This is a genomic window from Streptomyces sp. NPDC001927, from assembly GCF_053594455.1.
Window position 1 is genome coordinate 118,601 of record NZ_JBSFEN010000014.1, and the last position, 22,778, is coordinate 141,378.

Below are 22,778 nucleotides of genomic sequence, written 5' to 3' on the forward strand. Positions count from 1 at the left end.
AAAGCCTGTGATCAGACGTTGAAGCCGAGCGCGCGCAGCTGCTCGCGGCCGTCGTCCGTGATCTTGTCCGGGCCCCACGGCGGCATCCAGACCCAGTTGATCTTCAGCTCGCTGGCGATGCCGTCGGTCGCGGCCTTCGCCTGGTCCTCGATCACATCGGTCAGCGGACAGGCCGCCGACGTCAGGGTCATGTCCAGCGTGACGACATTGGAGTCGTCGATGTGGATGCCGTAGATCAGGCCGAGGTTGACGACGTCGATACCCAGCTCGGGGTCGACGACGTCGTACAGCGCCTCGCGGATCTCTTCCTCGGAGGCCGGCTTCATGGTGGCCTCGACGTTCTCGGTCATGCCGACTTCCCTTCCGCGTCGCCCAGCGCCTGGGCCGTCGCGTCTTTCCACGCCATCCAGCTGAGCAGCGCGCACTTCACCCGGGCCGGGTACTTCGAGACACCGGCGAACGCGACCGCGTCCTCCAGGATCTCCTCCATCGCGTCATCGGGCTCGATCTGGCCCTTGGACTGCATGAGCTCCAGGAACGTGCCCTGGATCTTCTGCGCCTCGGCCAGCTCCTTGCCGACGAGCAGCTCGTTCAGGACCGAGGCCGAGGCCTGGCTGATCGAGCAGCCCTGACCCTCGTACGAGACGTCCTCGATCCGCGAGCCGTCGTACTTCACACGGAGCGTGATCTCGTCGCCGCACGTCGGGTTGACGTGGTGCACCTCGGCGTCGCCGTCCCGAAGACCGCGCCCGTGCGGGTGCTTGTAGTGGTCCAGGATGACGTCCTGGTACATCGAATCCAGCTTCACGAGGTTCCCCTAGCCGAAGAAGTTCCGTACGTGCTCCAGACCCTCGACCAGCGCGTCGACCTCGCCGGGGGTGGAGTACAGATAGAACGACGCTCGCGTGGTCGCGGGAATTCCGTACCGCAGGCAGACGGGCCGCGCGCAGTGGTGACCGACGCGGACGGCGATGCCCTGCTCGTCCAGGACCTGGCCCACGTCGTGCGGGTGGATGTCGCCCAGCGTGAAGGAGATCGCCGCGCCGCGGTCCTCGGCCGTGGTCGGGCCGATGATCCGCAGGTCCGGCACCTCCTGGAGGCGGCGGACGGCGTACTCGGTGATCGCGTGCTCGTGGCGCGCGATGTTCTCCATGCCGATCGCCGACAGGTAGTCCACGGCCGCGCCGAGGCCGACGGCCTGGGCGATCGGGGGCGTACCCGCCTCGAACTTGTGCGGGGCCGGCGCGTAGGTGGAGGAGTGCATCGAGACGGTCTCGATCATCTCGCCGCCACCGAGGAACGGAGGCAGGTCCTCCAGGAGCTCCTGCCGTCCCCACAGCACGCCGATGCCGGTCGGGCCGACCATCTTGTGACCGGTGAAGGCCACGAAGTCGGCCTGCAGCGCCTGCACGTCGAGCACCATGTGCGGGGCCGCCTGCGAGGCGTCGATGCAGACCAGCGCACCGACCTCCTGCGCACGCCGGACGATCGTCTCCACCGGGTTGATCGTGCCCAGCAGGTTCGAGACCAGCGTGAACGAGACGATCTTGGTCTTCTCGGTGATGACCTCTTCGATGTTCGAGAGGTCGAGACGGCCGTCGTCGGTGAGGCCGAACCACTTCAGCTTCGCGCCGGTGCGCTGCGAGAGCAGCTGCCACGGCACGATGTTGGAGTGGTGCTCCATCTCCGTGATGGCGATCTCGGTCTCGTGGTCCACGCGGTAGGGCTCGTCGGCCCAGCCCAGCATGTTGGCCACGAGGTTGAGCGACTCCGAGGCGTTCTTGGTGAAGATCACCTCGTCGCGGCTCGGCGCGTTGATGAACGCCGCGACCTTGTCACGGGCGCCCTCGTACAGCGCCGTCGCCTCCTCGGCGACCGTGTAGACGCCGCGGTGGACATTGGCGTTGTGGCGCTCGTAGTAGGTGTTGAGCGCGTCGAGCACCTGGCGCGGCTTCTGCGAGGTCGCCGCGGAGTCCAGGTACACGATCTTCTTGCCGTCGTGGACCACGCGATCCAGGAGCGGGAAGTCCTTGCGGATCGCCTCGGTGTCGAGGAGGCCGGAGAGCCCCTGATGGGCAGATGTCACGCGGATGCGCCACCCTTCACGTACTTGTCGTAGCCCTCGTTCTCGAGCTGGTCGGCGAGCTCGGCGCCGCCGGACTCGGCGATGCGGCCGTTCGCGAAGACGTGCACGAAGTCGGGCTTGATGTAGCGGAGGATCCGCGTGTAGTGCGTGATCAGCAGGGTGCCGACCTCGCCGGTCTCGCGGACGCGGTTGACGCCCTCGGAGACGATGCGCAGGGCGTCGACGTCGAGGCCGGAGTCGGTCTCGTCGAGGATCGCGATCTTCGGCTTGAGCAGCTCGAGCTGGAGGATCTCGTGGCGCTTCTTCTCACCGCCGGAGAAGCCCTCGTTGACGTTGCGCTCGGCGAAGGCCGGGTCCATCTGGAGCTTCTCCATGGCCTCCTTGACCTCCTTCACCCAGGTACGCAGCTTGGGCGCCTCACCGCGGATGGCGGTGGCGGAGGTACGGAGGAAGTTGGAGACCGAGACACCGGGGACCTCGACCGGGTACTGCATGGCCAGGAAGACGCCGGCGCGGGCGCGCTCGTCCACCGACATCTCCAGGACGTCCTCGCCGTCCAGGGTCACGGTGCCACCGGTGATCGTGTACTTCGGGTGGCCCGCGAGGGAGTACGCCAGGGTCGACTTGCCGGAGCCGTTGGGGCCCATGATGGCGTGGGTCTCGCCCTGCTTCACGGTCAGGTCGACGCCCTTGAGGATCTCACGGGGGCCGTTCTCGGCCTCGACGGAGACGTGCAGGTCGCGGATTTCAAGCGTTGCCATGGGTGACTCAGGACTCCTGGGTGACGGAGACGAGCACATCGTCCCCTTCGATCTTTACGGGGTATACGGGGACGGGGCGCGTCGCGGGAAGGCCGGACGGCTTGCCGGTGCGGAGGTCGAACGCGGAGCCGTGCAGCCAGCACTCGATCTGGCAGTCCTCCACCTCGCCCTCGGACAGGGAGACGTTCGCGTGCGAGCAGATGTCGTGGATCGCGAACACCTCGCCGTCCGTGTGGACGAGGGACACCGGCGTGCCGTCGAGTTCCACCCGCTTCGGGGTGTCCTCCTCCAGCTCGCTCAGCGCACAGGCGCGTACGAAGGCCATCAGACGGACGCCTCCAGCTCGGCCTCGATCTTGGCGATGAGGCGGGCCTCGACGTCCGGCAGACCGATCTGCTGGACCAGCTCGGCGAAGAAGCCGCGGACGACGAGGCGGCGGGCCTCGGACTCCGGGATGCCGCGGGCCATCAGGTAGAAGAGCTGCTCGTCGTCGAAGCGACCGGTGGCCGAGGCGTGACCGGCGCCGGCGATCTCGCCGGTCTCGATCTCCAGGTTCGGCACGGAGTCGACCCGGGCGCCGTCCGTCAGGACCAGGTTCCGGTTGAGCTCGTAGGTGTCGGTGCCCTCGGCGGCGGCCTGGATGAGGACGTCACCGATCCAGACGGCGTGCGCGTCCTGGCCCTGCAGCGCGCCCTTGTAGGCCACGTTCGACTTGCAGTGCGGGGTGTTGTGGTCGACCAGGAGGCGGTGCTCCTGGTGCTGACCGGCGTCGGTGAAGTACAGGCCGAAGAGCTCGGCCTCGCCGCCGGTCGCCGCGTACTGGACGCGGGGGTGGATCCGGACGACGTCGCCGCCGAAGGTCACCACGACCGACTTGAAGGAGGCGTCGCGGCCCACGAGCGCGTTGTGCTGCGCGACGTGGACGGCCTTCTCGTCCCAGTCCTGGACGGAGACGACGGTCAGCTTGGCACCGTCGCCGAGCACGTACTCGACGTTGGCCGCGAGCACCGCGTCACCGGTGTGGTCGATGACCACGACGGCCTCGGCGAAGGCGCCGAGCTCGATGACCTGGTGGCCGTAGGCGACACCGCCCTCGCCGTGCACGGCGATCCGGATCGGCTCGTCGAGGACGGCCTCCTTGGCGACGGTCACGACCGAGGCCTTCTCGAAGGAGGAGTACGCCTGGGCGGCGACGCGGTCGACGGGCGTGCCGGCCTTGCCGAGCCGCTCGTCGTCACGGCCGACGGTCTCCACCGTGACGCCCTCGGGCGCCTCGATCACGACCTTCACGCCCTCGCCGGCCGCGACGGCGGTGCCGTCGTGCAGGCCGCGCAGGCGCTCCAGCGGGGTGAACCGCCACTCCTCCTCGCGACCGTGCGGGACCGGGAAGTCCGCGACGTCGAAGGACGGGGGGGCGCTCATGCGCGTGGCGACGGTGGACTCTGCGGCCACCGCGATCGAGCCGGCGGTGGTGGAGCCCGCCGGGATGTTCTGAGCCTCAGCCATGGCTGTCGTGTTGCTCTCTTCCTCGTTACTACGCAAAGACGGTACGGACGGAGGCGGGGTCTTAACCGACCGAGCCTTCCATCTGCAGCTCGATCAGCCGGTTGAGCTCAAGGGCGTACTCCATGGGGAGCTCCTTGGCGATCGGCTCGACGAAGCCGCGCACGATCATCGCCATGGCCTCGAACTCGGTCATGCCGCGGCTCATCAGGTAGAAGAGCTGGTCCTCGGAGACCTTGGAGACCGTGGCCTCGTGACCCATGGAGACGTCGTCCTCGCGGACGTCGACGTACGGGTAGGTGTCCGAGCGGGAGATCGTGTCGACGAGCAGCGCGTCGCAGAGCACGTTCGACTTGGCGCCCGGGGCACCCTCGCCGATCTCGATGAGACCGCGGTAGGAGGTGCGGCCGCCGCCTCGCGCCACCGACTTGGAGACGATGTTGGAGGAGGTGTTCGGGGCCATGTGGACCATCTTGGCGCCGGCGTCCTGGTGCTGGCCCTCGCCCGCGAAGGCGATGGACAGGGTCTCGCCCTTGGCGTGCTCGCCCATCAGGTAGACGGCCGGGTACTTCATGGTGACCTTGGAGCCGATGTTGCCGTCGACCCACTCCATGGTCGCGCCCTCGTAGGCCACGGCGCGCTTGGTGACCAGGTTGTAGACGTTGTTCGACCAGTTCTGGATCGTCGTGTAGCGGCAGCGGCCGCCCTTCTTCACGATGATCTCGACGACCGCGGAGTGCAGCGAGTCGGAGGAGTAGATCGGGGCGGTGCAGCCCTCGACGTAGTGGACGTAGGCGTCCTCGTCGACGATGATCAGCGTCCGCTCGAACTGGCCCATGTTCTCCGTGTTGATACGGAAGTAGGCCTGCAGCGGGATCTCGACGTGCACGCCCTTCGGCACGTAGATGAACGATCCGCCGGACCAGACGGCCGTGTTCAGCGAGGCGAACTTGTTGTCGCCGACCGGGATGACCGTGCCGAAGTACTCGCGGAAGAGCTCCTCGTGCTCCTTCAGCGCGGTGTCGGTGTCGACGAAGATGACGCCCTGCTCCTCCAGGTCCTCACGGATCTGGTGGTAGACGACCTCGGACTCGTACTGGGCGGCGACACCGGCGACGAGGCGCTGCTTCTCCGCCTCCGGGATGCCGAGCTTGTCGTACGTGTTCTTGATGTCCTCGGGCAGGTCCTCCCAGGACTCGGCCTGCTTCTCGGTGGACCGCACGAAGTACTTGATGTTGTCGAAGTCGATGCCCGACAGGTCGGAGCCCCAGCTCGGCATGGGCTTCTTGTCGAAGAGGCGCAGACCCTTGAGCCGCAGCTTCAGCATCCACTCGGGCTCGTTCTTCTTCGAGGAGATGTCGCGGACGACGTCCTCGTTGAGACCGCGCTTCGCGGTGGCACCGGCGGCGTCGGAGTCGGCCCAGCCGTACTCGTACCGACCCAGGCCCTCGAGCTCGGGGTGGCTGATCTCGGTGGTCATGCGGGGTTCCTCCCGGCCGTGCTTGCGGATGCTTCTGATTCGGTGGTCTGTGGGGCGCTGTGCGGGATGAACGTCGTACAGACGCCGTCACCGTGGGCGATGGTGGCGAGACGCTGGACGTGCGTTCCCAGGAGGCGGGAGAAGATCTCCGTCTCCGCCTCGCACAGCTGGGGGTACTGCTCGGCGACATGGGCGACCGGGCAGTGGTGCTGGCAGAGCTGCTCGCCGACCGGCGCGTTCCGCGCAGTGGCAGCGTACCCGTCCTTGCTGAGCGCCCTCGCGAGCGCCTCCGTGCGCCGGTCCGGCTCCGCCGACTCGACGGCTTCCCGGTAGGCCTCGGCCTGGTGCTCGAGCCGGTCGCGGGCGAAGGCCGCGACGGCGGCTTCTCCTCCCGCGTTCCGTTCGATCCAGCGCAGGGCGTCCACGGCGAGCGAGTCGTACGACTGGTCGAAGGCGTCCCGGCCGCAGTCGGTCAGTGCGAAGACCTTGGCGGGGCGTCCGCGCGTACGAGCCCCGTACACGCGCTTCTCGCGGGCTTCGACGACATTGTCGGCGACGAGCGAGTCCAGGTGCCGGCGGACGGCGGCCTGGGTGAGGCCGAGCCGCGTCGCCAGATCGGCGACCGTCGACGGGCCGTGGTCCAGGATGGAGCGCGCGACGCGGTTGCGCGTGGAGCGCTCACCGGTCGCGAGTTCCTCCACGGGAGCCTCGCCAACGTTTTTCACAACGCCATTGTTGCGTAATTCCTCGGGGAGTGACAAGCGACGTCCGAACGAGGGCACGGTGCCGTGCATCACTCAGGTAAGGCTTACCTGACCTGCGAAGATGATCATTCATAGGACGAATTCCAGCGGGATCGGGGCCCCGCGCCGGAGGCCCCCCGAAACCCTCTCTAGACTTCCCGGCATGCGAAAAGAGTCCGGCGACAGTGCCGCCGTCCGGGTACGAGGCCTGGTCAAGCGGTACGGAACCAAGACCGCCGTCGACGGCCTCGACCTCGACGTCCGGGCGGGCACCGTGACCGCCGTGCTCGGTCCTAACGGGGCCGGGAAGACCACCACGATCGAGACCTGCGAGGGGTACCGGAGGGCCGACGCCGGCACCGTCCGCGTCCTCGGCCTCGACCCGGTCGCCGACGCGGCCCGGCTGCGCCCGCGGATCGGCGTGATGCTCCAGTCCGGCGGCGTCTACTCCGGCGCCCGCGCCGACGAGATGCTCCGCCACATGGCGAAGCTCCACGCCCACCCGCTGGACGTGGACGCCCTGATCGAGCGCCTCGGCCTCGGCTCCTGCGGCCGGACCACCTACCGCAGGCTCTCCGGCGGCCAGCAGCAGCGCCTCGCGCTCGCGATGGCCGTCGTCGGCCGCCCCGAGCTGGTCTTCCTCGACGAGCCGACCGCCGGACTCGACCCGCAGGCCCGCCACGCCACCTGGGACCTCGTCCGTGAACTGCGGACCGACGGCGCCACCGTCGTCCTCACCACGCACTTCATGCACGAGGCCGAGGAGCTGGCCGACGACGTCGCCATCGTCGACGCCGGCCGGGTCGCCGCCCAGGGCAGCCCCGAGGCGCTCTGCCGCGGCGGCGCCGAGAACACCCTCCGCTTCACCGGCCGCCCCGGGCTCGACCTCGGCTCGCTGCTCAAGGCGCTGCCCGACGGCACCCAGGCCGCCGAGCCGACCCCGGGGACGTACCGCATCACCGGCGAGGTGGGCCCCCAGCTGCTCGCCACCGTCACCACCTGGTGCGCCCAGCACGGCGTGATGCCGGACGGCATCTCGGTCGAACGGCACACCCTCGAAGACGTTTTTCTGGAGCTGACCGGCAAGGAGCTGCGCTCATGAGCGGCGGTACGACCACCACGGGCACGTACTCCCCGAAGCCCGGGGCGGCGCCCGTCGGGCGCATGATCGCGGCGCAGACGGTCCTGGAGACGAAGATGCTGCTGCGCAACGGCGAGCAGCTGCTCCTCACGGTGATCATCCCGTCCCTGCTGCTCGTGCTCTTCTCGACCGTCGACATCGTCGACACCGGCAGCGACAAGGCCGTCGACTTCCTCGCCCCGGGCGTCCTCGCGCTCGCCGTGATGTCCACCGCCTTCACCGGCCAGGCCATCGCCACCGGCTTCGAGCGCCGTTACGGGGTCCTCAAGCGGCTGGGCGCCTCCCCGCTCCCCCGCTGGGCGCTGATGACCGCCAAGACGCTCTCCGTCCTCGTCACCGAGATCCTCCAGGTGGCGCTCCTGACGGCGATCGCGCTCGGGCTCGGCTGGTCGCCGCAGGGCGACCCGTTCTCGGTCCTGGTCCTGCTCGTCCTCGGCACCGCCGCCTTCTCCGGCCTCGGTCTGCTGATGGCCGGCACGCTGCGCGCCGAGGCGACGCTGGCCGCCGCGAACCTGGTCTTCCTGCTGCTCCTGGTGGGCGGCGGGGTGATCGTGCCGCTGGACAGGTTCCCCGACGCCGCGCGCTCGGTCCTGGAGCTGCTGCCGATCTCGGCGCTCTCGGAAGGCCTGCGGGACGTGCTCCAGGGCGGCGCCGCGCTCCCCTGGGGGCAGGCGCTGATCCTGGCCGTCTGGGCGGTCCTCGGCCTCGGCGCGGCGGCGAGGTTCTTCCGCTGGGAGTAGCGGTGGGGTGACGTTCCGGGGTGACTTCACCCGTAACGCACCCCTCGTGAACGCATGCACAAGCCCCGTCCTACGATAGGGCCCGTGCTGACCCCCCTCGCCTACATCGCCAAGCGCTGGACCCCGTCCCCCACGACGCTCCGGCGCGCCGCGCTCTCCGCCGTCGTGATGAGCGTCCTCATCATCGTCACGGGAGGCGCGGTCCGGCTGACCGGCTCCGGTCTCGGCTGCGACACCTGGCCCAAGTGCACGGACGACAGCCTGATCGTCACGCCCGAGCAGGGCTACCGCGGCATGATCGAGTTCGGCAACCGGATGCTGACGTACGTCCTGTCCGCCGCCGTCGGCTGGACGATCATCGCCGCGCGCTCCACCAAGCCGTGGCGGCGCGGGCTCTCCCGGCTCGGCTGGGCGCAGTTCTGGATCGTCGCGAGCAACGCGGTCCTGGGCGGCATCACGGTCTGGATGGGCCTCAACCCGTGGACCGTCGCCGGTCACTTCCTCGCCGCGAACACGCTCCTGACCGTCGCCGTGATCACCTGGCACCGCACCGGCGAGGGCGACACGACCCCCCGGCGCCGGGTGCCGGGACCGGTCCGCAAGCTCTCCTGGGCGATCGTCGCGGCCTCGGTCCTGCTGATCGTCCTCGGTACCGGCGTCACCGGCTCGGGCAAGCACGCGGGCGACAGCAGCGACGTCCCGCGCATGCCGTGGGACTGGACCGCCGCCGCCCATCTGCACGCCATCGCCGCCTGGGTCGTGTGCGCGCTCGCGCTCGCGATGTGGCTGGTCCTTCGCGTGGTCGACGCCCCGGACGACACCCGGGCGCGCGCCCGTGACCTGCTGATCGTGCTCCTCGCCCAGGGCGGGATCGGGTACGTGCAGTACTTCACCGGCGTCCCCGAGGTCCTGGTCGGCGCCCACATGCTCGGCTCCGCGCTGATGTGGATCGCGGTCGTGCGCCTGGCCCTGAGCATGCGCGAGCGCCCGCTGTCCGCCCCGGAGATCCCGACCCAGCCGGACGCGGTCCTGACCAAGGCGTAGGCCCCAAAAATCCGGGCCCGTCAGCCCAGGCCGTAGATCCTGCGCGCGTTGCCCGAGGCGATCATCGTGGCCACCCGCTGCGCGTCGATGAGGGACCAGGAGCCGTCGGCGACCCATTCGCCGAGGACCCGGCCGAGCGCGCCCCGGAAGACGCTCGCGGCGACCACGTGCAGCTCCGGCAGCGCGTGGGCGCCGCTGGAGAAGAGCAGCTTGCCGAAGGGGGCCAGCTCCAGGAGTTCGGCGAGGACGGCCGCCGCCCGCGCCCCCGTCCGGGCAAGGACGGAGCCCAGGTCCGCGTAGACGTGCGGGAAGAGGGCGGTCAGTTGGGCCGCCTGGCGGTGGTACGGGTAGCCGTGCAGCAGCACGAGGTCCGCGCCCAGGCCACTGGTGGCGGCGGCGAACTGGGCGAGCCCGGCCGGGTCCTCGTTCCCCACGTGCAGTTGGAGCGGCCGCCCGGAGCCGACCGCGACCCAGAGCAGATGGCGCAGCAGCACCGGGTCGTCGATCCGGCCGCCGACCGCGCGTCCGGCCAGCCAGCGCCCCGCGGCCCCTCGTACCTCGCCGGGCCCCGGAGGCTCTGCGGCCTGGGCGAGCCCCCGGCTCACGCCCGCCACGGAGGTGAAGGCGACGGCGGTCGTCGCGGCGCCGTGGACGGCCTCCGCGAGGTTGGCCAGGAGCGACTCGACGGATCCCGAAGTGTCGGCGACCTGTTCGGCGAGGAGTTCGAGCCGGACGATCTCGTGCGCGTCGGCGGCCCCGGCGGAGGCGATCTCGGCGGGCCCGGTCAGATCGCCGGGCAGCCCTGTGTCCACGAGATAGGTGGAGATCCCGGAGGCGCGCAGCAGCCTGCGTCCGGACTCCAGGACGCCCAGCTCGCGGCGGCGGGCGAGATAGCGGGCCGGCGGGCAGTGCGGCTCCAGGCCGAGCAGCGGCGGGCACCAGCGGCGTACGGCGAAACCGGTCTGGGTGTCGAAGAAGGTGGTGCCGGGCGCGGCGGGACCGCCGGTCCTGCCCAGGTGGGTCTCGAAGGTGCCGAGGCCGAGCTCCGTACGGAGCACCCCGTGGCAGTACTGGTCCACCAGGCTCGGGGTCTCGATCATTCGGGGGGCTCCCTGTGTGGACCGTGGGCGTTCTTCCACACGTCCTAACGGGTGAGCCCCACCCGAGGTTGTCGCCTCCCGCGTCGAACGGTTACGCGGGGAGGCGGATCAGGCGGTCGGCGGGTCAGGCGTTCGACGGGCCGCCCAGCTGGATCCCGGCCATCCGGGACCACTCGTACGGGCCGGTGACGACCTTCGCGGCGAACTCGCCGTCGAACTCGTCGTGGAGGGTGAGCCCGGCCTTCTCGGCCGCCTGCTCGGCGATCGCGTACGTCGGGGCCACCAGGTCGCCCCAGCCGCCGTCCTCGCCGACGAGAACGATCCGGGTGCCGGCCTGGCCGATGTGGGCGAGCTGGCCCTCGGCGCCGCCGTGCTCCTTGGAGAACGTCCGGATCTGCTTGGCGAGCCGGGCCGCCCTGCGCTCAGCCTGCTTGGTGTCTGCCATGGCACAGATGCTACCGACGGGTAGATCAATTGGCGACGGCCGGTGCACGTGGTCTTGCCCACGTGCACCGGCCGTTGATGAGGGCCTGAGGCGCTACCTCAGGAAGGGGTCGACCGCGACCGCCACGAAGAGCAGCGAGACATAGGTGATCGACCAGTGGAAGAGGCGCATCTCCTTGAGCTTCGCCCCGGTCGCGCCGTTCTTCGCGCGGTTCAGCAGCGCGTGCGCCTCCCAGAGCCACCAGCCGCCGGTGAGCAGCGCCACGGCCGTGTAGAACCAGCCGGTGTAGCCCAGCGGGGTGAGCAGCAGCGAGACCGCGACCATGACCCAGCTGTACGCGACGATCTGCCGGGCCACGACCTTGTTGGAGGCGAGGACCGGAAGCATCGGCACGCCGGCCCGCGCGTAGTCGTCCTTCACCTTCATCGACAGCGGCCAGTAGTGCGGCGGCGTCCAGAAGAAGATGACGAGGAAGAGGATGATCGCGGCCCACGACATCGAGTTGGTCACGGCCGACCAGCCGATGAGCACCGGCAGACAGCCGGCGATGCCGCCCCAGACGATGTTCTGGGCGGTGCGCCGCTTGAGGATCATCGTGTAGACCACGACGTAGAAGAGGAGCGCGCCGAGCGAGAGGGCGGCGGAGAGCCAGTTGACCAGGAGGCCGAACCAGAGCGTGGAGACCACGGCGAGGGTCAGGCCGAAGACGAGGCCTTCACGCGGGGTGAGGACGCCGGTGACCAGCGGTCGCTGGGAGGTGCGGTCCATCAGCGCGTCGATGTCGCGGTCGATGTACATGTTCAGCGCGTTGGCGCCGCCCGCCGACAGGTAGCCGCCGAAGCAGGTGGCGAGCACCAGCCACAGGTTCGGCACGCCCTGTTCGGCGAGGAACATGACCGGAACGGTCGTGATGAGCAGCAGCTCGATGATCCGCGGCTTGGTCAGCGCCACGAATGCCTTGACGCGGGCCCCGAACGGCCGATGGCCCCCCGGGCTGGGAGTCAAGACGACCCCTGCGGGTCGGGACTCGACGGCCGTCACGCACACCCCTGACAGAGAATTCCCAGCAAGCTCCCCGGATGAAGACGGGGTGAAGACTTGCGCGTACCACGCCACTCTAGACGTTGCCCATACGCCGATCTTCGCGGGGGTGGGGTCGTGTTGAGGGCGCTTGTCCCAAGGCGTGGACAGCGCTCCGTCGGGCGCTCGGGAGGCGAAGTGACGGAGTCGCCCCCAGTCTTGACGTGTCCGCTCATGTGAGGGCCCCTGAGCCGAAATGATGGCCTGATGTCGGGGGTAGGCTCGACAGCGCCGGTACACCCTCAGTCACCGGCTTCCCGTACATGTGGAGAGGAGCCCTGACGCAGGGTGAGCACTCAGCCGACCACCGCAGAGCTCGACTGGACCGAACTGGATCAGCGGGCCGTGGACACCGCCCGCATCCTGGCCGCGGACGCCGTACAGAAGGTCGGCAACGGCCATCCCGGTACGGCCATGAGCCTGGCTCCCGCCGCGTACACCCTCTTCCAGAAGGTGATGCGGCACGACCCGGCCGACCCCGAGTGGGTCGGGCGCGACCGCTTCGTGCTCTCGGCCGGCCACTCGTCCCTGACCCTCTACACCCAGCTGTACCTGGGGGGCTTCGGGCTCGAGCTGGACGACCTGAAGGCGTTCCGCACCTGGGGTTCGAAGACCCCGGGCCACCCGGAGTACGGGCACACCGCGGGCGTCGAGACGACGACGGGCCCGCTGGGCCAGGGTGTCGCCAACGCCGTGGGCATGGCGATGGCCGCCCGCTACGAGCGCGGTCTGTTCGACCCGGAGGCGGCCCCCGGCACCTCCCCGTTCGACCACCGGATCTACGCGATCGCCGGTGACGGCTGCCTCCAGGAGGGCATCTCCGCCGAGGCGTCCTCGATGGCCGGTCACCAGAAGCTCGGCAACCTGATCCTGCTGTGGGACGACAACCACATCTCGATCGAGGGCGACACCGAGACGGCCGTGTCCGAGGACACGATGAAGCGGTACGAGGCGTACGGCTGGCACGTCCAGCGTGTCGAGGCGAAGGCCAACGGCGACCTCGACCCGGCCGCGCTCTTCGCGGCGATCAAGGCCGCCGAGGCCGAGACCGAGCGTCCGTCGTTCATCGCGATGCGCTCGATCATCGCCTGGCCCGCCCCGAACGCCCAGAACACCGAGGCCGCGCACGGCTCGGCGCTCGGCGACGAGGAGATCGCGGCCACCAAGCGGATCCTCGGCTTCGACCCGGAGCAGACCTTCGAGGTCGCCGACGAGGTCATCGGCCACACCCGCTCGCTCGGCGACCGCGGCCGTGAGGCCCGCGCCGCGTGGGAGAAGTCGCTCGCCGAGTGGCGTACGGCCAACCCGGAGCAGGCGGCCCTGTTCGACCGCGTCCAGGCCAACGAGCTGCCCGAGGGCTGGGAGTCCAAGCTGCCCGTGTTCGAGGCGGGCAAGGGCATCGCGACCCGTGCCGCGTCCGGCAAGGTCCTGCAGTCGCTCGGCGCGGTCATCCCGGAGCTGTGGGGCGGCTCGGCCGACCTGGCCGGCTCGAACAACACGACGATCGACAAGACCTCGTCGTTCCTGCCCGAGGGCAACCCGCTCCCCGAGGCGGACCCGTACGGCCGCACGATCCACTTCGGCATCCGCGAGCACTCCATGGCCGCGGAGATGAACGGCATCGCGCTGCACGGCAACACCCGCGTCTACGGCGGCACCTTCCTGGTGTTCTCCGACTACATGCGCAACGCGGTGCGGCTCTCCGCGCTGATGCACCTGCCGGTGACGTACGTCTGGACCCACGACTCGATCGGTCTGGGCGAGGACGGCCCGACCCACCAGCCGGTGGAGCACCTGGCCTCGCTGCGCGCGATCCCCGGTCTGAACGTCGTCCGCCCGGCGGACGCCAACGAGACCTCCATCGCCTGGCGCGAGATCGTCAAGCGGCACACCCGCGTGTTCGGCAAGGGCGCCCCGCACGGCCTCGCGCTGACCCGCCAGGGCGTTCCGACGTACGACTGGAACGAGGACGCGGCCAAGGGCGGCTACGTGCTGTTCGACGCCGAGGGTGGCGAGGCCCAGGTCGTGCTGATCGGCACCGGCTCCGAGGTCCACGTGGCCGTCGAGGCCCGCGAGCAGCTCCAGGCCGCCGGCGTCCCGACCCGCGTGGTCTCGATGCCGTCCGTCGAGTGGTTCGAGGAGCAGGACCAGGCGTACAAGGACTCCGTCCTGCCGCCGTCGGTGAAGGCGCGCGTGGCCGTCGAGGCCGGTATCGGTCTCACCTGGCACAAGTACGTCGGCGACGCCGGCCGGATCGTCTCGCTCGAGCACTTCGGTGCCTCGGCCGACGCGAAGGTCCTCTTCCGCGAGTTCGGCTTCACGCCGGAGGCCGTCGCGGCCGCCGCCCGGGAATCTCTCGCCGCCGCGGCGCGCTGACGCCACTAGACACGAGTTTTGGAGAACCTCTCATGACAGACGCTCTCAAGCGCCTCTCCGACGAAGGCGTCGCGATCTGGCTGGACGACCTCTCGCGCCAGCGGATCACGTCCGGAAACCTGGCCGAGCTCATCGACCAGCAGCACGTGGTGGGTGTCACCACCAACCCGTCCATCTTCCAGAAGGCGATCTCGGAGGGCCACGGTTACGACCAGCAGCTCGCCGACCTCGCCGCGCGCAAGGTGACCGTGGACGAGGCCATCCGCATGATCACGACGGCTGACGTGAGGGACGCCGCCGACATCCTGCGCCCGGTCTTCGACGCCACGGACGGCCAGGACGGCCGGGTCTCCATCGAGGTCGACCCGCGCCTGGCGCACAACACGGCGGCGACCATCGCCGAGGCCAAGCAACTGGCCTGGCTGGTCGACCGTCCCAACACGCTCATCAAGATCCCGGCCACCAAGGCGGGCCTGCCGGCGATCACCGAGGTCATCGGCCTCGGCATCAGCGTCAACGTGACGCTGATCTTCTCGCTGGAGCGCTACCGCGCGGTCATGGACGCCTACCTGGCCGGCCTGGAGAAGGCCCGCGAGCGCGGCCTCGACATCTCCAAGATCCACTCGGTGGCGTCCTTCTTCGTCTCCCGCGTGGACTCGGAGATCGACAAGCGCCTGACCGCGATCGGCACGGACGAGGCCCTCGCCCTCAAGGGCAAGGCGGCGCTCGCCAACGCCCGTCTGGCCTACGAGGCGTACGAAGAGGTGTTCTCCTCGGAGCGCTGGGCCGCCCTGGACAAGGCGCAGGGCAACAAGCAGCGTCCGCTGTGGGCCTCGACGGGCGTCAAGGACCCGGCGTACAAGGACACGCTGTACGTCGTGGACCTGGTCGCGCCCGGCACGGTGAACACCATGCCGGAGGCGACCCTGGAGGCCACCGCCGACCACGGCGAGGTCACCGGCGACACCGTGCGCGGCACCTACGCGCAGGCGCGCGCGGAGCTGGATGCCGTCGAGAAGCTCGGCATCAGCTACGACGACGTGGTACAGCTGCTTGAGGACGAGGGCGTGGAGAAGTTCGACGCGTCCTGGAACGACCTTCTCAAGTCGACCGAGGCGGAGCTTGAGCGCCTCGCACCTTCGGAGGCGTAAGCACTTTGAGCGCAGTCCACGGAGCCAACCCGCTCCGTGACGCCGCAGACCGACGGCTCCCGCGTATCGCGGGGCCGTCGGGTCTGGTGATCTTCGGTGTCACGGGCGATTTGTCCCGTAAGAAGCTGATGCCTGCCGTCTACGACCTCGCCAACCGCGGCCTGCTGCCGCCGGGCTTCTCGCTGATCGGCTTCGCCCGTCGCGAGTGGCAGGACGAGGACTTCGCGCAGGAGGTGTACGAGGCCGTCAAGCAGCACGCCCGCACGCCCTTCCGCGAGGAGGTGTGGCAGCAGCTGATCCAGGGGATGCGGTTCGTCCAGGGCGACTTCGACGACGACAACGCCTTCGAGCAGCTGAAGACCACCATCGACGAGCTGGACAAGGCCCAGGGCACGGGCGGCAACTTCGCCTTCTACCTCTCCGTGCCGCCGAAGTTCTTCGAGCTGGTCGTCCAGCAGCTGAAGAAGCACGGCCTGGCCGACCAGACGGACGGCTCCTGGCGCCGCGCCGTCATCGAGAAGCCCTTCGGCCACAACCTGGTCTCCGCCAAGGAGCTCAACGAGGTCGTCCACGAGGTCTTCCCGCCCGAGGCGGTCTTCCGGATCGACCACTACCTCGGCAAGGAGACCGTCCAGAACATCCTGGCGCTCCGCTTCGCCAACACCCTCTTCGAGCCGATCTGGAACCGGTCGTACGTCGACCACGTGCAGATCACCATGGCCGAGGACATCGGCATCGGCGGCCGCGCCGGCTACTACGACGGCATCGGCGCCGCCCGTGACGTCATCCAGAACCACCTCCTCCAGCTGCTCGCGCTCACCGCGATGGAGGAGCCCGCCTCCTTCGACGCGGACGCGCTCGCGGCCGAGAAGACCAAGGTGCTCGGCGCGGTGAAGCTGCCGAAGGACCTGGGCGCCTCGACCGTGCGCGGCCAGTACGCGCCGGGCTGGCAGGGCGGCGCGAAGGCCGTCGGCTATCTGCAGGAGGACGGCATCGACCCCAAGTCGAAGACCGACACCTTCGCGGCCATCAAGGTGGAGATCGACAACCGCCGCTGGGCGGGCGTCCCGTTCTACCTCCGTACCGGCAAGCGGCTCGGCCGCCGCGTCACCGAGATCGCGGTCGTCTTCCAGCGCGCGCCGCACTCCCCGTTCGACAAGACGGCGACGGAGGAGCTGGGCCAGAACGCCCTGGTCATCCGCGTCCAGCCGGACGAGGGCGTGACGATGCGGTTCGGCTCCAAGGTGCCGGGCACCTCGATGGAGGTCCGGGACGTGTCGATGGACTTCGCGTACGGCGAGTCCTTCACGGAGTCCAGCCCCGAGGCGTACGAGCGGCTCATCCTCGATGTGCTCCTCGGCGACTCGAACCTCTTCCCGCGCGTCGAGGAGGTCGAGCTCTCCTGGAAGATCCTCGACCCGATCGAGCAGTACTGGGACGCGCACGGCAAGCCGGCGCAGTACCCGTCCGGGACCTGGGGTCCGGTCGAGGCGGACGAAATGCTCGCACGAGACGGACGGAGCTGGCGCCGGCCATGAAGACCGACCTCACGGACACCACGTCCAGCAAGATCAACAAGGCGCTGGTGCTCGGGCGGCGTGCCATCGGCACGCCCGCCGTCGGCATGGTGCTCACCCTCGTCATCGTCACCGACGAGGAGAACGCCTACGACGCGCTGAAGGCGGCCAACGACGCGTCCCGTGAACACCCCTCGCGCACCCTGGTGGTCATCAAGCGGGCCTCGCGCTCGCCGCGGGACCGCGCGAAGGCCCGGCTCGACGCCGAGGTCCGCCTCGGCGCCGACGCCAGCACCGGCGAAACGGTTGTCCTCCGGCTGTACGGCGAGGTCGCCGAGCACGCCCAGTCGGTGGTCCTTCCGCTCCTCCTGCCGGACGCGCCCGTCGTCGTCTGGTGGCCGGTCAACGCCCCGGCCGACCCGGCGAACGACCCGCTGGGCGCGCTCGCCCAGCGCCGGGTGACCGACACGTACTCGGCCGAGCAGCCGATACACGAGCTGACCGGCCGGGCGGACAACTACACCCCGGGCGACACGGATCTGGCCTGGACCCGGATCACTCCGTGGCGTTCGATGCTGGCCGCCGCGCTCGACCAGGTCGTGTGCGAGGTCACCTCGGCCGAGGTGGAGGGCGAGGAGTTCAACCCCAGCGTCGAGCTGCTCGCCATGTGGCTGGCGGACCGGCTGAAGGTGCCGGTGCGCCGGTCCGTGTCGGCCGGTCCCGGACTCACCTCCGTGCGGATGGAGTCCTCCAGCGGGCCGATCGTCCTCGACCGGCCCGACGGCTCGCTGGCGACGCTCTCCATCCAGGGGCAGCCGGACCGTGGCGTGGCGCTCAAGCGCCGTGAAACGGCCGAGCTGATCGCGGAGGAGCTGCGGCGGCTCGACCCGGACGACACGTACGCCTCGGCGCTGCGGTACGGGCTCGACCGGCTGGACGAGGAGGCGAAGGTGACGGCCCCCAAGGAGCCGGCCCCCACCGCTTCCGAGGAGAAGGCGGCACCCGCTCCCGCTCCGAAGAAGGCCCCGGCCAAGAAGGCGGCGGCCAAGTGAGCACTCCGCAGCTCGTCGTCCACCGCGACAAGGAGCTGATGGCGCAGGCCGCGGCGGCCCGGCTGATCACCCGGATCGTGGACGCCCAGGCCGCCCGCGGCTCGGCGTCCGTGGTCCTCACGGGCGGCCGGAACGGCAACGGGCTCCTCGCGGCGCTCAGTTCGGCCCCCGCGCGGGACGCGATCGACTGGTCGCGGCTCGATCTGTGGTGGGGCGACGAGCGGTTCCTGCCCGAGGGCGACCCGGAGCGGAACGTCACCCAGGCCCGCGCGGCGCTGCTCGACAGCGTCCCGCTGGACCCGGCGCGCGTGCACGCGATGCCGGCCTCGGACGGCCCGTACGGCAACGACGTCGAGGCCGCGGCCGAGGCGTACGCGGCCGAACTGGCCGCGGCCGCCGGTCCGGAGGACCACGGCTCGGTGCCGTCGTTCGACGTGCTGATGCTGGGCGTCGGCCCGGACACGCACGTGGCCTCGCTCTTCCCGGAGCTTCCGGCGGTCCGCGAGACGGAGCGCACGGTGGTGGGCGTGCACGGCGCGCCCAAGCCGCCGCCGGTCCGGATCTCGCTGACGCTGCCGGCGATCCGGGCAGCCCGTGAGGTCTGGCTGCTTGCGGCGGGCGAGGACAAGGCGAAGGCTGCGGCCATCGCACTGTCCGGCGCGGGCGAGATCCAGGCCCCGGCCGCGGGCGCCTACGGCCGCTCGCGGACGCTCTGGCTGCTCGACGCGGCGGCCGCGTCGGAGCTCCCGCGCGACCTGTACCCGCCGGCCTCGGCCTGACGTCCGGCTTCGGCCTGACGGACGCTCACGGAGGCCCGGTTCACCGCACGGTGGACCGGGCCTCCGGCGTTTCCCGTACGGGCTCCAGGAAGGGCGCGAGGAGGTCGGGCACCGCCTCGGCGGCGAAGGCCAGGCCCTCGTCCTGCCCGGCGTCGTACACGTCGTACCCGCCCGTGCCGGCCGCCGTCGTCGCGGTCAGGGTCAGCAGCCCCGCACGGCGCTGGAAGTACGACTGCTTGACCGTCCAGCCGATGACCCCGCCGCGCTCCAGGGCGACCGTGGACCGGCGGATCGTGCCGGAACGGGTCACCAGGTAGTCGCCGCTGATGGTGTGTCCGAGGTTGCGGTACGCGTCGAGGGCGGCGACCACGGCGAGGACGCCCAGGACGAGGCCGCAGCCCGCGGCCACGTACAGCAGGACGGGGGTGAGGAGCAGCCCGAGGACGACGAGGACCGCGACCGGGGCGAGCACGCTCCACAGGGCCCAGCGCAGCCGCCGGGTGCGGGCGGCGCGGGGGTGGGCGGTGAGCGGCGCGCCCGTCGGGGGCTCGGACTCGCGCAGGACCTGCGCGGCGACCCGGTCGGCGACCGCGCGGGGCGCCGCGGGCAGCAGGGTCCTGTTCTCGGTGTGCTCGTCCTCGTCGCGTTCGGTGAGTCCGGTGGCGACGGCGTCGACGCGGGCGGCCCGGCACATCCGGACGCCCAGCGGCTCGACCAGTTCGACGCCCCGGAGGCGGCGTTCCTCGATGGAGATCGAGCGGGCGGTGAAGAGGCCGCGTCGGACCCGCAGGGTGCCGCCGGGCTCGCGGTCCAGGCGGTAGTTCCACCACATCTCGACCCAGAGGCCGAGCGCGCCGACCGTACCTGCGAGGACGGCGAGGAGGATCAGGACGAGGATCATCGAGACGATCGAGGTGTCCTGGAAGCGGTCCCCTATCCAGTCGATGACCTCCTCCTGGGCGCCGAACCACTCGCTGACCTGCATCACGGCACCGGCCGCCGCGCCGCCGAGGAGCACGGCGACGAAGGAGACCGGGGCGTAGCGGATCCAGCGCGGGTCGAGTTCGGCGAGGGCGCCGTCGTGGCGGGTGTCCACGGTGGCGGGGACCGTGCGGTCGAGCAGTTCGCGGCGGAGGCGTTCGCCCTCGGCCCGGGCCACGGGGTCGAGTTCGAGGGTGGACTCGCCGCCGCCGTGGTGCTCGCCGGTCCCGATGCGGACCTCGACCAGGCCGAGGACGCGCTGCAGCGGGTTGGCGGTCAGGTCGACGCTGCGGATCCGCTCGAGGGCCAGCGAGCGGCGCTTGACCAGCAGGAGCCCGGTGTGGAGTTCGGCCCGCTCGACGCCGATGCGGTAGCGGGTGCGTCGCCAGCGGACGTAGTCGCCGACCGAGCCGAGGCCGATGAGGAGGGCGGCCCCGGCGAGGATCCAGGCGATGGCCCGCCCGGCGGACATGCCGTTGGTCAGGCCGAAGTACGTGGGCAGGGCGGCGCCGCCGGCGACGCCCGCGAGGACGACCGCGGTGACCAGGACCGTACGGCGGTCGAGGCGGAGCCAGCCGTCAGGGGCGTCGCCCTGCTCGCTGCCCTCCACGCCGGTCATGTGGCGTCCCCGGGGGTCGCCTGGGTGATGCGGGTGAGCTTCTCGGCGAGCTCCGCGGCCAGTTCGTGGTCGAGGCCCTCGATCCGGAGCGCGCCCTTGGAGGAGGCCGTGGTCACGGTGACCGTGGCGAGCCGGTACAGCTGCTCCAGCGGACCGCGGACGGTGTCGACGGTCTGGATCCGGGACATGGGCGCGATCCGCCACTCCTGCCAGAAGACCCCGGTACGGACGTAGACGGCGTCCTCGGTGACCTCCCAGCGGTGGACCCGGAACCACCAGGAGGGGAAGAACGCGGCGCAGGCGAGGCCCGCGACCCCGAGGACGACGGCGGGCAGCCACAGCCAGAACCGGGCCGGCTCGATCAGCGCCCCCAGGACGGCCAAGGGCACCACCGGGACGGCGGTGGTGACCAGCCACTGGGTGCGCCACCAGCCGACGGCCCGTTCGTTCAGCGTGTTGCTCGGCGGCCGCAGCCGCACCTCGCCCCGCACCGCGTTCTCCCCCCTCACAGCTTCTACCTCCCGCGCAGCGACCGGTAGTGGGCGACAAGCCCGGCGGTGGACGGGTCGAGATGCTCCCCGCTCTCGACCACGCCCTCGGTGAGCACGGGCTCGATCCTCTTGGCGAGGACCTTGCCCAGCTCGACGCCCCACTGGTCGAAGGAGTCGATGTTCCAGATCGCGCCCTGGACGAACACCTTGTGCTCGTAGAGCGCGACGAGCTGGCCGAGGACGAACGGCGTCAGTTCCTTGGAGAGGATCGTCGTCGTGGGGTGGTTGCCCTGGAAGGTCTTGTGCGGGACGAGCTCCTCGGCGACGCCCTCGGCCCGTACCTCCTCGCCGGTCTTGCCGAAGGCGAGGGCCTGGGTCTGGGCGAAGAAGTTGGCCATCAGCAGGTCGTGCTGGGCGACCAGGCCGGGGAGCAGGTCGGCGACGGGCTCGGCGAAGCCGATGAAGTCGGCCGGGATGAGCTTGGTGCCCTGGTGGATCAACTGGTAGTACGCGTGCTGGCCGTTGGTGCCGGGCGTGCCCCAGACGACCGGTCCGGTCTGCCAGTCGACGGGGTTGCCGTCGCGGTCGACGGACTTGCCGTTGGACTCCATGTCGAGCTGCTGGAGGTAGGCCGTGAACTTCGACAGGTAGTGCGAGTACGGCAGGACGGCGTGCGACTGGGCGTCGAAGAAGCCGCCGTACCAGACGCCGAGCAGGCCGAGGAGCAGCGGAGCGTTCTCGGCGGGCGGGGCGGTACGGAAGTGCTCGTCGACGAGGTGGAAGCCGTCGAGCATCTCGCGGAAGCGCTCCGGGCCGATGGCGATCATCAGGGAGAGCCCGATGGCGGAGTCGTACGAGTACCGTCCGCCGACCCAGTCCCAGAACTCGAACATGTTGCCGGTGTCGATGCCGAAGTCCTGGACCTTCTCGGCGTTGGTCGACAGGGCGACGAAGTGCTTGGCGACGGCGTCCTGACCGGCGTTCAGCCCGGTGAGGAGCCAGTCGCGGGCAGAAGTGGCGTTGGTGACCGTCTCGATGGTGGTGAAGGTCTTGGAGGCGACGATGAAGAGCGTCTCGGCCGGGTCGAGGTCGCGGACGGCCTCGTGGAGGTCGGCGCCGTCGACGTTGGAGACGAAACGGAATGTCAGGTCGCGCTGGGTGTAGGAGCGCAGGACCTCGTAGGCCATGGCGGGTCCGAGGTCGGAGCCGCCGATGCCGATGTTCACGATGTTCTTGATGGGCTTGCCGGTGTGACCGACCCATTCGCCGGCGCGGACCTTCTCGGCGAAGGCCCCCATCTTGTCGAGGACGGCGTGGACGGCCGGGACGACGTTCTCGCCGTCGACCTCGACGACGGCGTCGCGCGGCGCGCGCAGCGCGGTGTGCAGGACCGCGCGGTCCTCGGTGGTGTTGATCTTCTCGCCGCGGAACATGGCGTCGCGCAGCTCGGCGACGCCGGTCGCGACGGCCAGCTCGCGCAGGAGCGCCAGGGTCTCGTCGGTGACGAGGTTCTTGGAGTAGTCCAGATACAGATCGCCGACGCGCAGCGTGTACGCGGTGCCGCGGTCCGGGTCGGCGGCGAACAGCTCGCGCAGATGGGTGTCGCCCAACTGCTCGCGGTGCTTGCCGAGGGCGGCCCACTCCGGCGTCCGGTTGAGCCTCGTACGTCCTTCTGCGTTCATCTCGGAC

Annotated in this window: 22 protein-coding genes; 8 read left to right on the plus strand and 14 right to left on the minus strand. The window is 70.3% G+C overall.

All coding sequences use genetic code 11. From position 1 onward, the window contains the following. Window positions 1-11 precede the first annotated feature (11 nt). The 8 genes from ACWCO8_RS32910 to ACWCO8_RS32945 form a co-directional block, all read right to left on the minus strand. Window positions 12-350, minus strand: a complete 339-nt coding sequence (locus ACWCO8_RS32910) for a metal-sulfur cluster assembly factor (protein ID WP_362014105.1) — start codon at window positions 348-350, stop codon at window positions 12-14. Continuing rightward, window positions 347-808: a Fe-S cluster assembly sulfur transfer protein SufU gene (gene sufU / locus ACWCO8_RS32915; protein WP_362014103.1), complete on the minus strand. Its 462-nt coding sequence runs from the start codon at window positions 806-808 to the stop codon at window positions 347-349. The genes ACWCO8_RS32910 and sufU overlap by 4 nt, the downstream gene beginning before the upstream one ends. A 9-nt stretch (window positions 809-817) precedes the next feature. Beyond that, complete coding sequence (locus ACWCO8_RS32920) at window positions 818-2,086, minus strand: cysteine desulfurase (protein WP_362014102.1); 1,269 nt, start codon at window positions 2,084-2,086, stop codon at window positions 818-820. Further along, entirely contained in the window at window positions 2,083-2,847 is a 765-nt protein-coding gene (gene sufC, locus ACWCO8_RS32925) for a Fe-S cluster assembly ATPase SufC (protein WP_362014101.1), read from the minus strand. The genes ACWCO8_RS32920 and sufC overlap by 4 nt, the downstream gene beginning before the upstream one ends. Before the next feature lie 7 nt (window positions 2,848-2,854). Next, window positions 2,855-3,172, minus strand: coding sequence for a bifunctional 3-phenylpropionate/cinnamic acid dioxygenase ferredoxin subunit (locus tag ACWCO8_RS32930; protein ID WP_362014099.1), 318 nt, complete (start codon window positions 3,170-3,172; stop codon window positions 2,855-2,857). Continuing rightward, window positions 3,172-4,353, minus strand: a complete 1,182-nt coding sequence (gene sufD, locus ACWCO8_RS32935; RefSeq protein ID WP_362014098.1) for a Fe-S cluster assembly protein SufD — start codon at window positions 4,351-4,353, stop codon at window positions 3,172-3,174. Before sufD ends, ACWCO8_RS32930 begins: the two co-directional genes overlap by 1 nt. A 61-nt stretch (window positions 4,354-4,414) precedes the next feature. Beyond that, window positions 4,415-5,830, minus strand: coding sequence for a Fe-S cluster assembly protein SufB (gene sufB, locus ACWCO8_RS32940; RefSeq protein ID WP_362420079.1), 1,416 nt, complete (start codon window positions 5,828-5,830; stop codon window positions 4,415-4,417). Next, window positions 5,827-6,555 (minus strand): helix-turn-helix transcriptional regulator, encoded by a 729-nt coding sequence (locus tag ACWCO8_RS32945; protein ID WP_451035283.1) that lies wholly within the window; start codon window positions 6,553-6,555, stop codon window positions 5,827-5,829. The genes sufB and ACWCO8_RS32945 overlap by 4 nt, the downstream gene beginning before the upstream one ends. 181 nt (window positions 6,556-6,736) lie before the next feature. On the opposite strand from ACWCO8_RS32945, the gene ACWCO8_RS32950 reads away from it, so the two are divergent. The 3 genes from ACWCO8_RS32950 to ACWCO8_RS32960 are packed head-to-tail and all read left to right on the plus strand — an operon-like array spanning window position 6,737 to window position 9,498. Further along, on the plus strand, window positions 6,737-7,675 hold the full coding sequence (locus tag ACWCO8_RS32950; protein ID WP_362014093.1) for an ABC transporter ATP-binding protein: 939 nt from the start codon (window positions 6,737-6,739) through the stop codon (window positions 7,673-7,675). Continuing rightward, window positions 7,672-8,454 (plus strand): ABC transporter permease, encoded by a 783-nt coding sequence (locus tag ACWCO8_RS32955; RefSeq protein ID WP_451035284.1) that lies wholly within the window; start codon window positions 7,672-7,674, stop codon window positions 8,452-8,454. The genes ACWCO8_RS32950 and ACWCO8_RS32955 overlap by 4 nt, the downstream gene beginning before the upstream one ends. A 54-nt stretch (window positions 8,455-8,508) precedes the next feature. Then, window positions 8,509-9,498: a COX15/CtaA family protein gene (locus ACWCO8_RS32960; protein WP_451035285.1), complete on the plus strand. Its 990-nt coding sequence runs from the start codon at window positions 8,509-8,511 to the stop codon at window positions 9,496-9,498. Window positions 9,499-9,518: 20 nt separating this feature from the next. On the opposite strand, the gene ACWCO8_RS32965 is transcribed toward ACWCO8_RS32960, so the two are convergent. The 3 genes from ACWCO8_RS32965 to ACWCO8_RS32975 all read right to left on the minus strand — a co-directional run bounded on the left by ACWCO8_RS32965 (window position 9,519) and on the right by ACWCO8_RS32975 (window position 12,084). Next, a complete protein-coding gene (locus tag ACWCO8_RS32965; RefSeq protein WP_451035286.1) occupies window positions 9,519-10,598 on the minus strand; it encodes an amidohydrolase family protein in 1,080 nt (359 codons plus the stop codon). A 124-nt stretch (window positions 10,599-10,722) separates the two neighbouring features. Then, on the minus strand, window positions 10,723-11,043 hold the full coding sequence (locus ACWCO8_RS32970) for a hypothetical protein (RefSeq protein ID WP_362014086.1): 321 nt from the start codon (window positions 11,041-11,043) through the stop codon (window positions 10,723-10,725). Window positions 11,044-11,136: 93 nt separating this feature from the next. Then, complete coding sequence (locus tag ACWCO8_RS32975) at window positions 11,137-12,084, minus strand: heme o synthase (protein WP_355111365.1); 948 nt, start codon at window positions 12,082-12,084, stop codon at window positions 11,137-11,139. 327 nt (window positions 12,085-12,411) lie between these two features. On the opposite strand from ACWCO8_RS32975, the gene tkt reads away from it, so the two are divergent. Genes tkt through pgl form a run of 5 tightly spaced genes read left to right on the plus strand, consistent with a single transcriptional unit; the run spans window position 12,412 to window position 18,998 of the window. Then, window positions 12,412-14,499: a transketolase gene (tkt, locus tag ACWCO8_RS32980; RefSeq protein ID WP_451035287.1), complete on the plus strand. Its 2,088-nt coding sequence runs from the start codon at window positions 12,412-12,414 to the stop codon at window positions 14,497-14,499. Window positions 14,500-14,531: 32 nt separating this feature from the next. Next, entirely contained in the window at window positions 14,532-15,650 is a 1,119-nt protein-coding gene (gene tal, locus ACWCO8_RS32985; RefSeq protein WP_451035288.1) for a transaldolase, read from the plus strand. Window positions 15,651-15,655: 5 nt separating this feature from the next. Beyond that, window positions 15,656-17,188: a glucose-6-phosphate dehydrogenase gene (gene zwf, locus ACWCO8_RS32990; protein WP_362014081.1), complete on the plus strand. Its 1,533-nt coding sequence runs from the start codon at window positions 15,656-15,658 to the stop codon at window positions 17,186-17,188. Beyond that, window positions 17,185-18,219, plus strand: coding sequence for a glucose-6-phosphate dehydrogenase assembly protein OpcA (gene opcA / locus ACWCO8_RS32995; protein ID WP_451035289.1), 1,035 nt, complete (start codon window positions 17,185-17,187; stop codon window positions 18,217-18,219). Before zwf ends, opcA begins: the two co-directional genes overlap by 4 nt. Continuing rightward, window positions 18,216-18,998, plus strand: coding sequence for a 6-phosphogluconolactonase (gene pgl, locus ACWCO8_RS33000; RefSeq protein ID WP_451035290.1), 783 nt, complete (start codon window positions 18,216-18,218; stop codon window positions 18,996-18,998). The genes opcA and pgl overlap by 4 nt, the downstream gene beginning before the upstream one ends. Window positions 18,999-19,038: 40 nt before the next feature. On the opposite strand, the gene ACWCO8_RS33005 is transcribed toward pgl, so the two are convergent. The 3 genes from ACWCO8_RS33005 to pgi are packed head-to-tail and all read right to left on the minus strand — an operon-like array spanning window position 19,039 to window position 22,771. Further along, window positions 19,039-20,598 carry a PH domain-containing protein gene (locus tag ACWCO8_RS33005; RefSeq protein ID WP_451035291.1) on the minus strand — a complete coding sequence of 520 codons (1,560 nt, stop codon included), beginning with the start codon at window positions 20,596-20,598 and terminating at the stop codon, window positions 19,039-19,041. Beyond that, window positions 20,595-21,107 (minus strand): PH domain-containing protein, encoded by a 513-nt coding sequence (locus ACWCO8_RS33010; RefSeq protein ID WP_362014074.1) that lies wholly within the window; start codon window positions 21,105-21,107, stop codon window positions 20,595-20,597. Before ACWCO8_RS33010 ends, ACWCO8_RS33005 begins: the two co-directional genes overlap by 4 nt. A 5-nt stretch (window positions 21,108-21,112) precedes the next feature. After that, window positions 21,113-22,771 carry a glucose-6-phosphate isomerase gene (pgi, locus tag ACWCO8_RS33015; protein WP_451035377.1) on the minus strand — a complete coding sequence of 553 codons (1,659 nt, stop codon included), beginning with the start codon at window positions 22,769-22,771 and terminating at the stop codon, window positions 21,113-21,115. Between the last annotated feature and the right edge of the window lie 7 nt (window positions 22,772-22,778).

Coding starts and splice junctions, on each gene's coding strand:
- tal (WP_451035288.1), top strand. CDS start 14,532: ATGACAGACGCTCTCAAGCGCCTCTCCGACGAAGGCGTCGCGATCTGG.
- ACWCO8_RS32965 (WP_451035286.1), bottom strand. CDS start 10,598: ATGATCGAGACCCCGAGCCTGGTGGACCAGTACTGCCACGGGGTGCTC.
- opcA (WP_451035289.1), top strand. CDS start 17,185: ATGAAGACCGACCTCACGGACACCACGTCCAGCAAGATCAACAAGGCG.
- ACWCO8_RS32960 (WP_451035285.1), top strand. CDS start 8,509: ATGCACAAGCCCCGTCCTACGATAGGGCCCGTGCTGACCCCCCTCGCC.
- ACWCO8_RS33005 (WP_451035291.1), bottom strand. CDS start 20,598: ATGACCGGCGTGGAGGGCAGCGAGCAGGGCGACGCCCCTGACGGCTGG.
- pgi (WP_451035377.1), bottom strand. CDS start 22,771: ATGAACGCAGAAGGACGTACGAGGCTCAACCGGACGCCGGAGTGGGCC.
- sufD (WP_362014098.1), bottom strand. CDS start 4,353: ATGGCTGAGGCTCAGAACATCCCGGCGGGCTCCACCACCGCCGGCTCG.
- sufC (WP_362014101.1), bottom strand. CDS start 2,847: ATGGCAACGCTTGAAATCCGCGACCTGCACGTCTCCGTCGAGGCCGAG.
- ACWCO8_RS32910 (WP_362014105.1), bottom strand. CDS start 350: ATGACCGAGAACGTCGAGGCCACCATGAAGCCGGCCTCCGAGGAAGAG.
- ACWCO8_RS32930 (WP_362014099.1), bottom strand. CDS start 3,172: ATGGCCTTCGTACGCGCCTGTGCGCTGAGCGAGCTGGAGGAGGACACC.
- ACWCO8_RS32970 (WP_362014086.1), bottom strand. CDS start 11,043: ATGGCAGACACCAAGCAGGCTGAGCGCAGGGCGGCCCGGCTCGCCAAG.
- ACWCO8_RS32950 (WP_362014093.1), top strand. CDS start 6,737: ATGCGAAAAGAGTCCGGCGACAGTGCCGCCGTCCGGGTACGAGGCCTG.
- sufB (WP_362420079.1), bottom strand. CDS start 5,830: ATGACCACCGAGATCAGCCACCCCGAGCTCGAGGGCCTGGGTCGGTAC.
- ACWCO8_RS32955 (WP_451035284.1), top strand. CDS start 7,672: ATGAGCGGCGGTACGACCACCACGGGCACGTACTCCCCGAAGCCCGGG.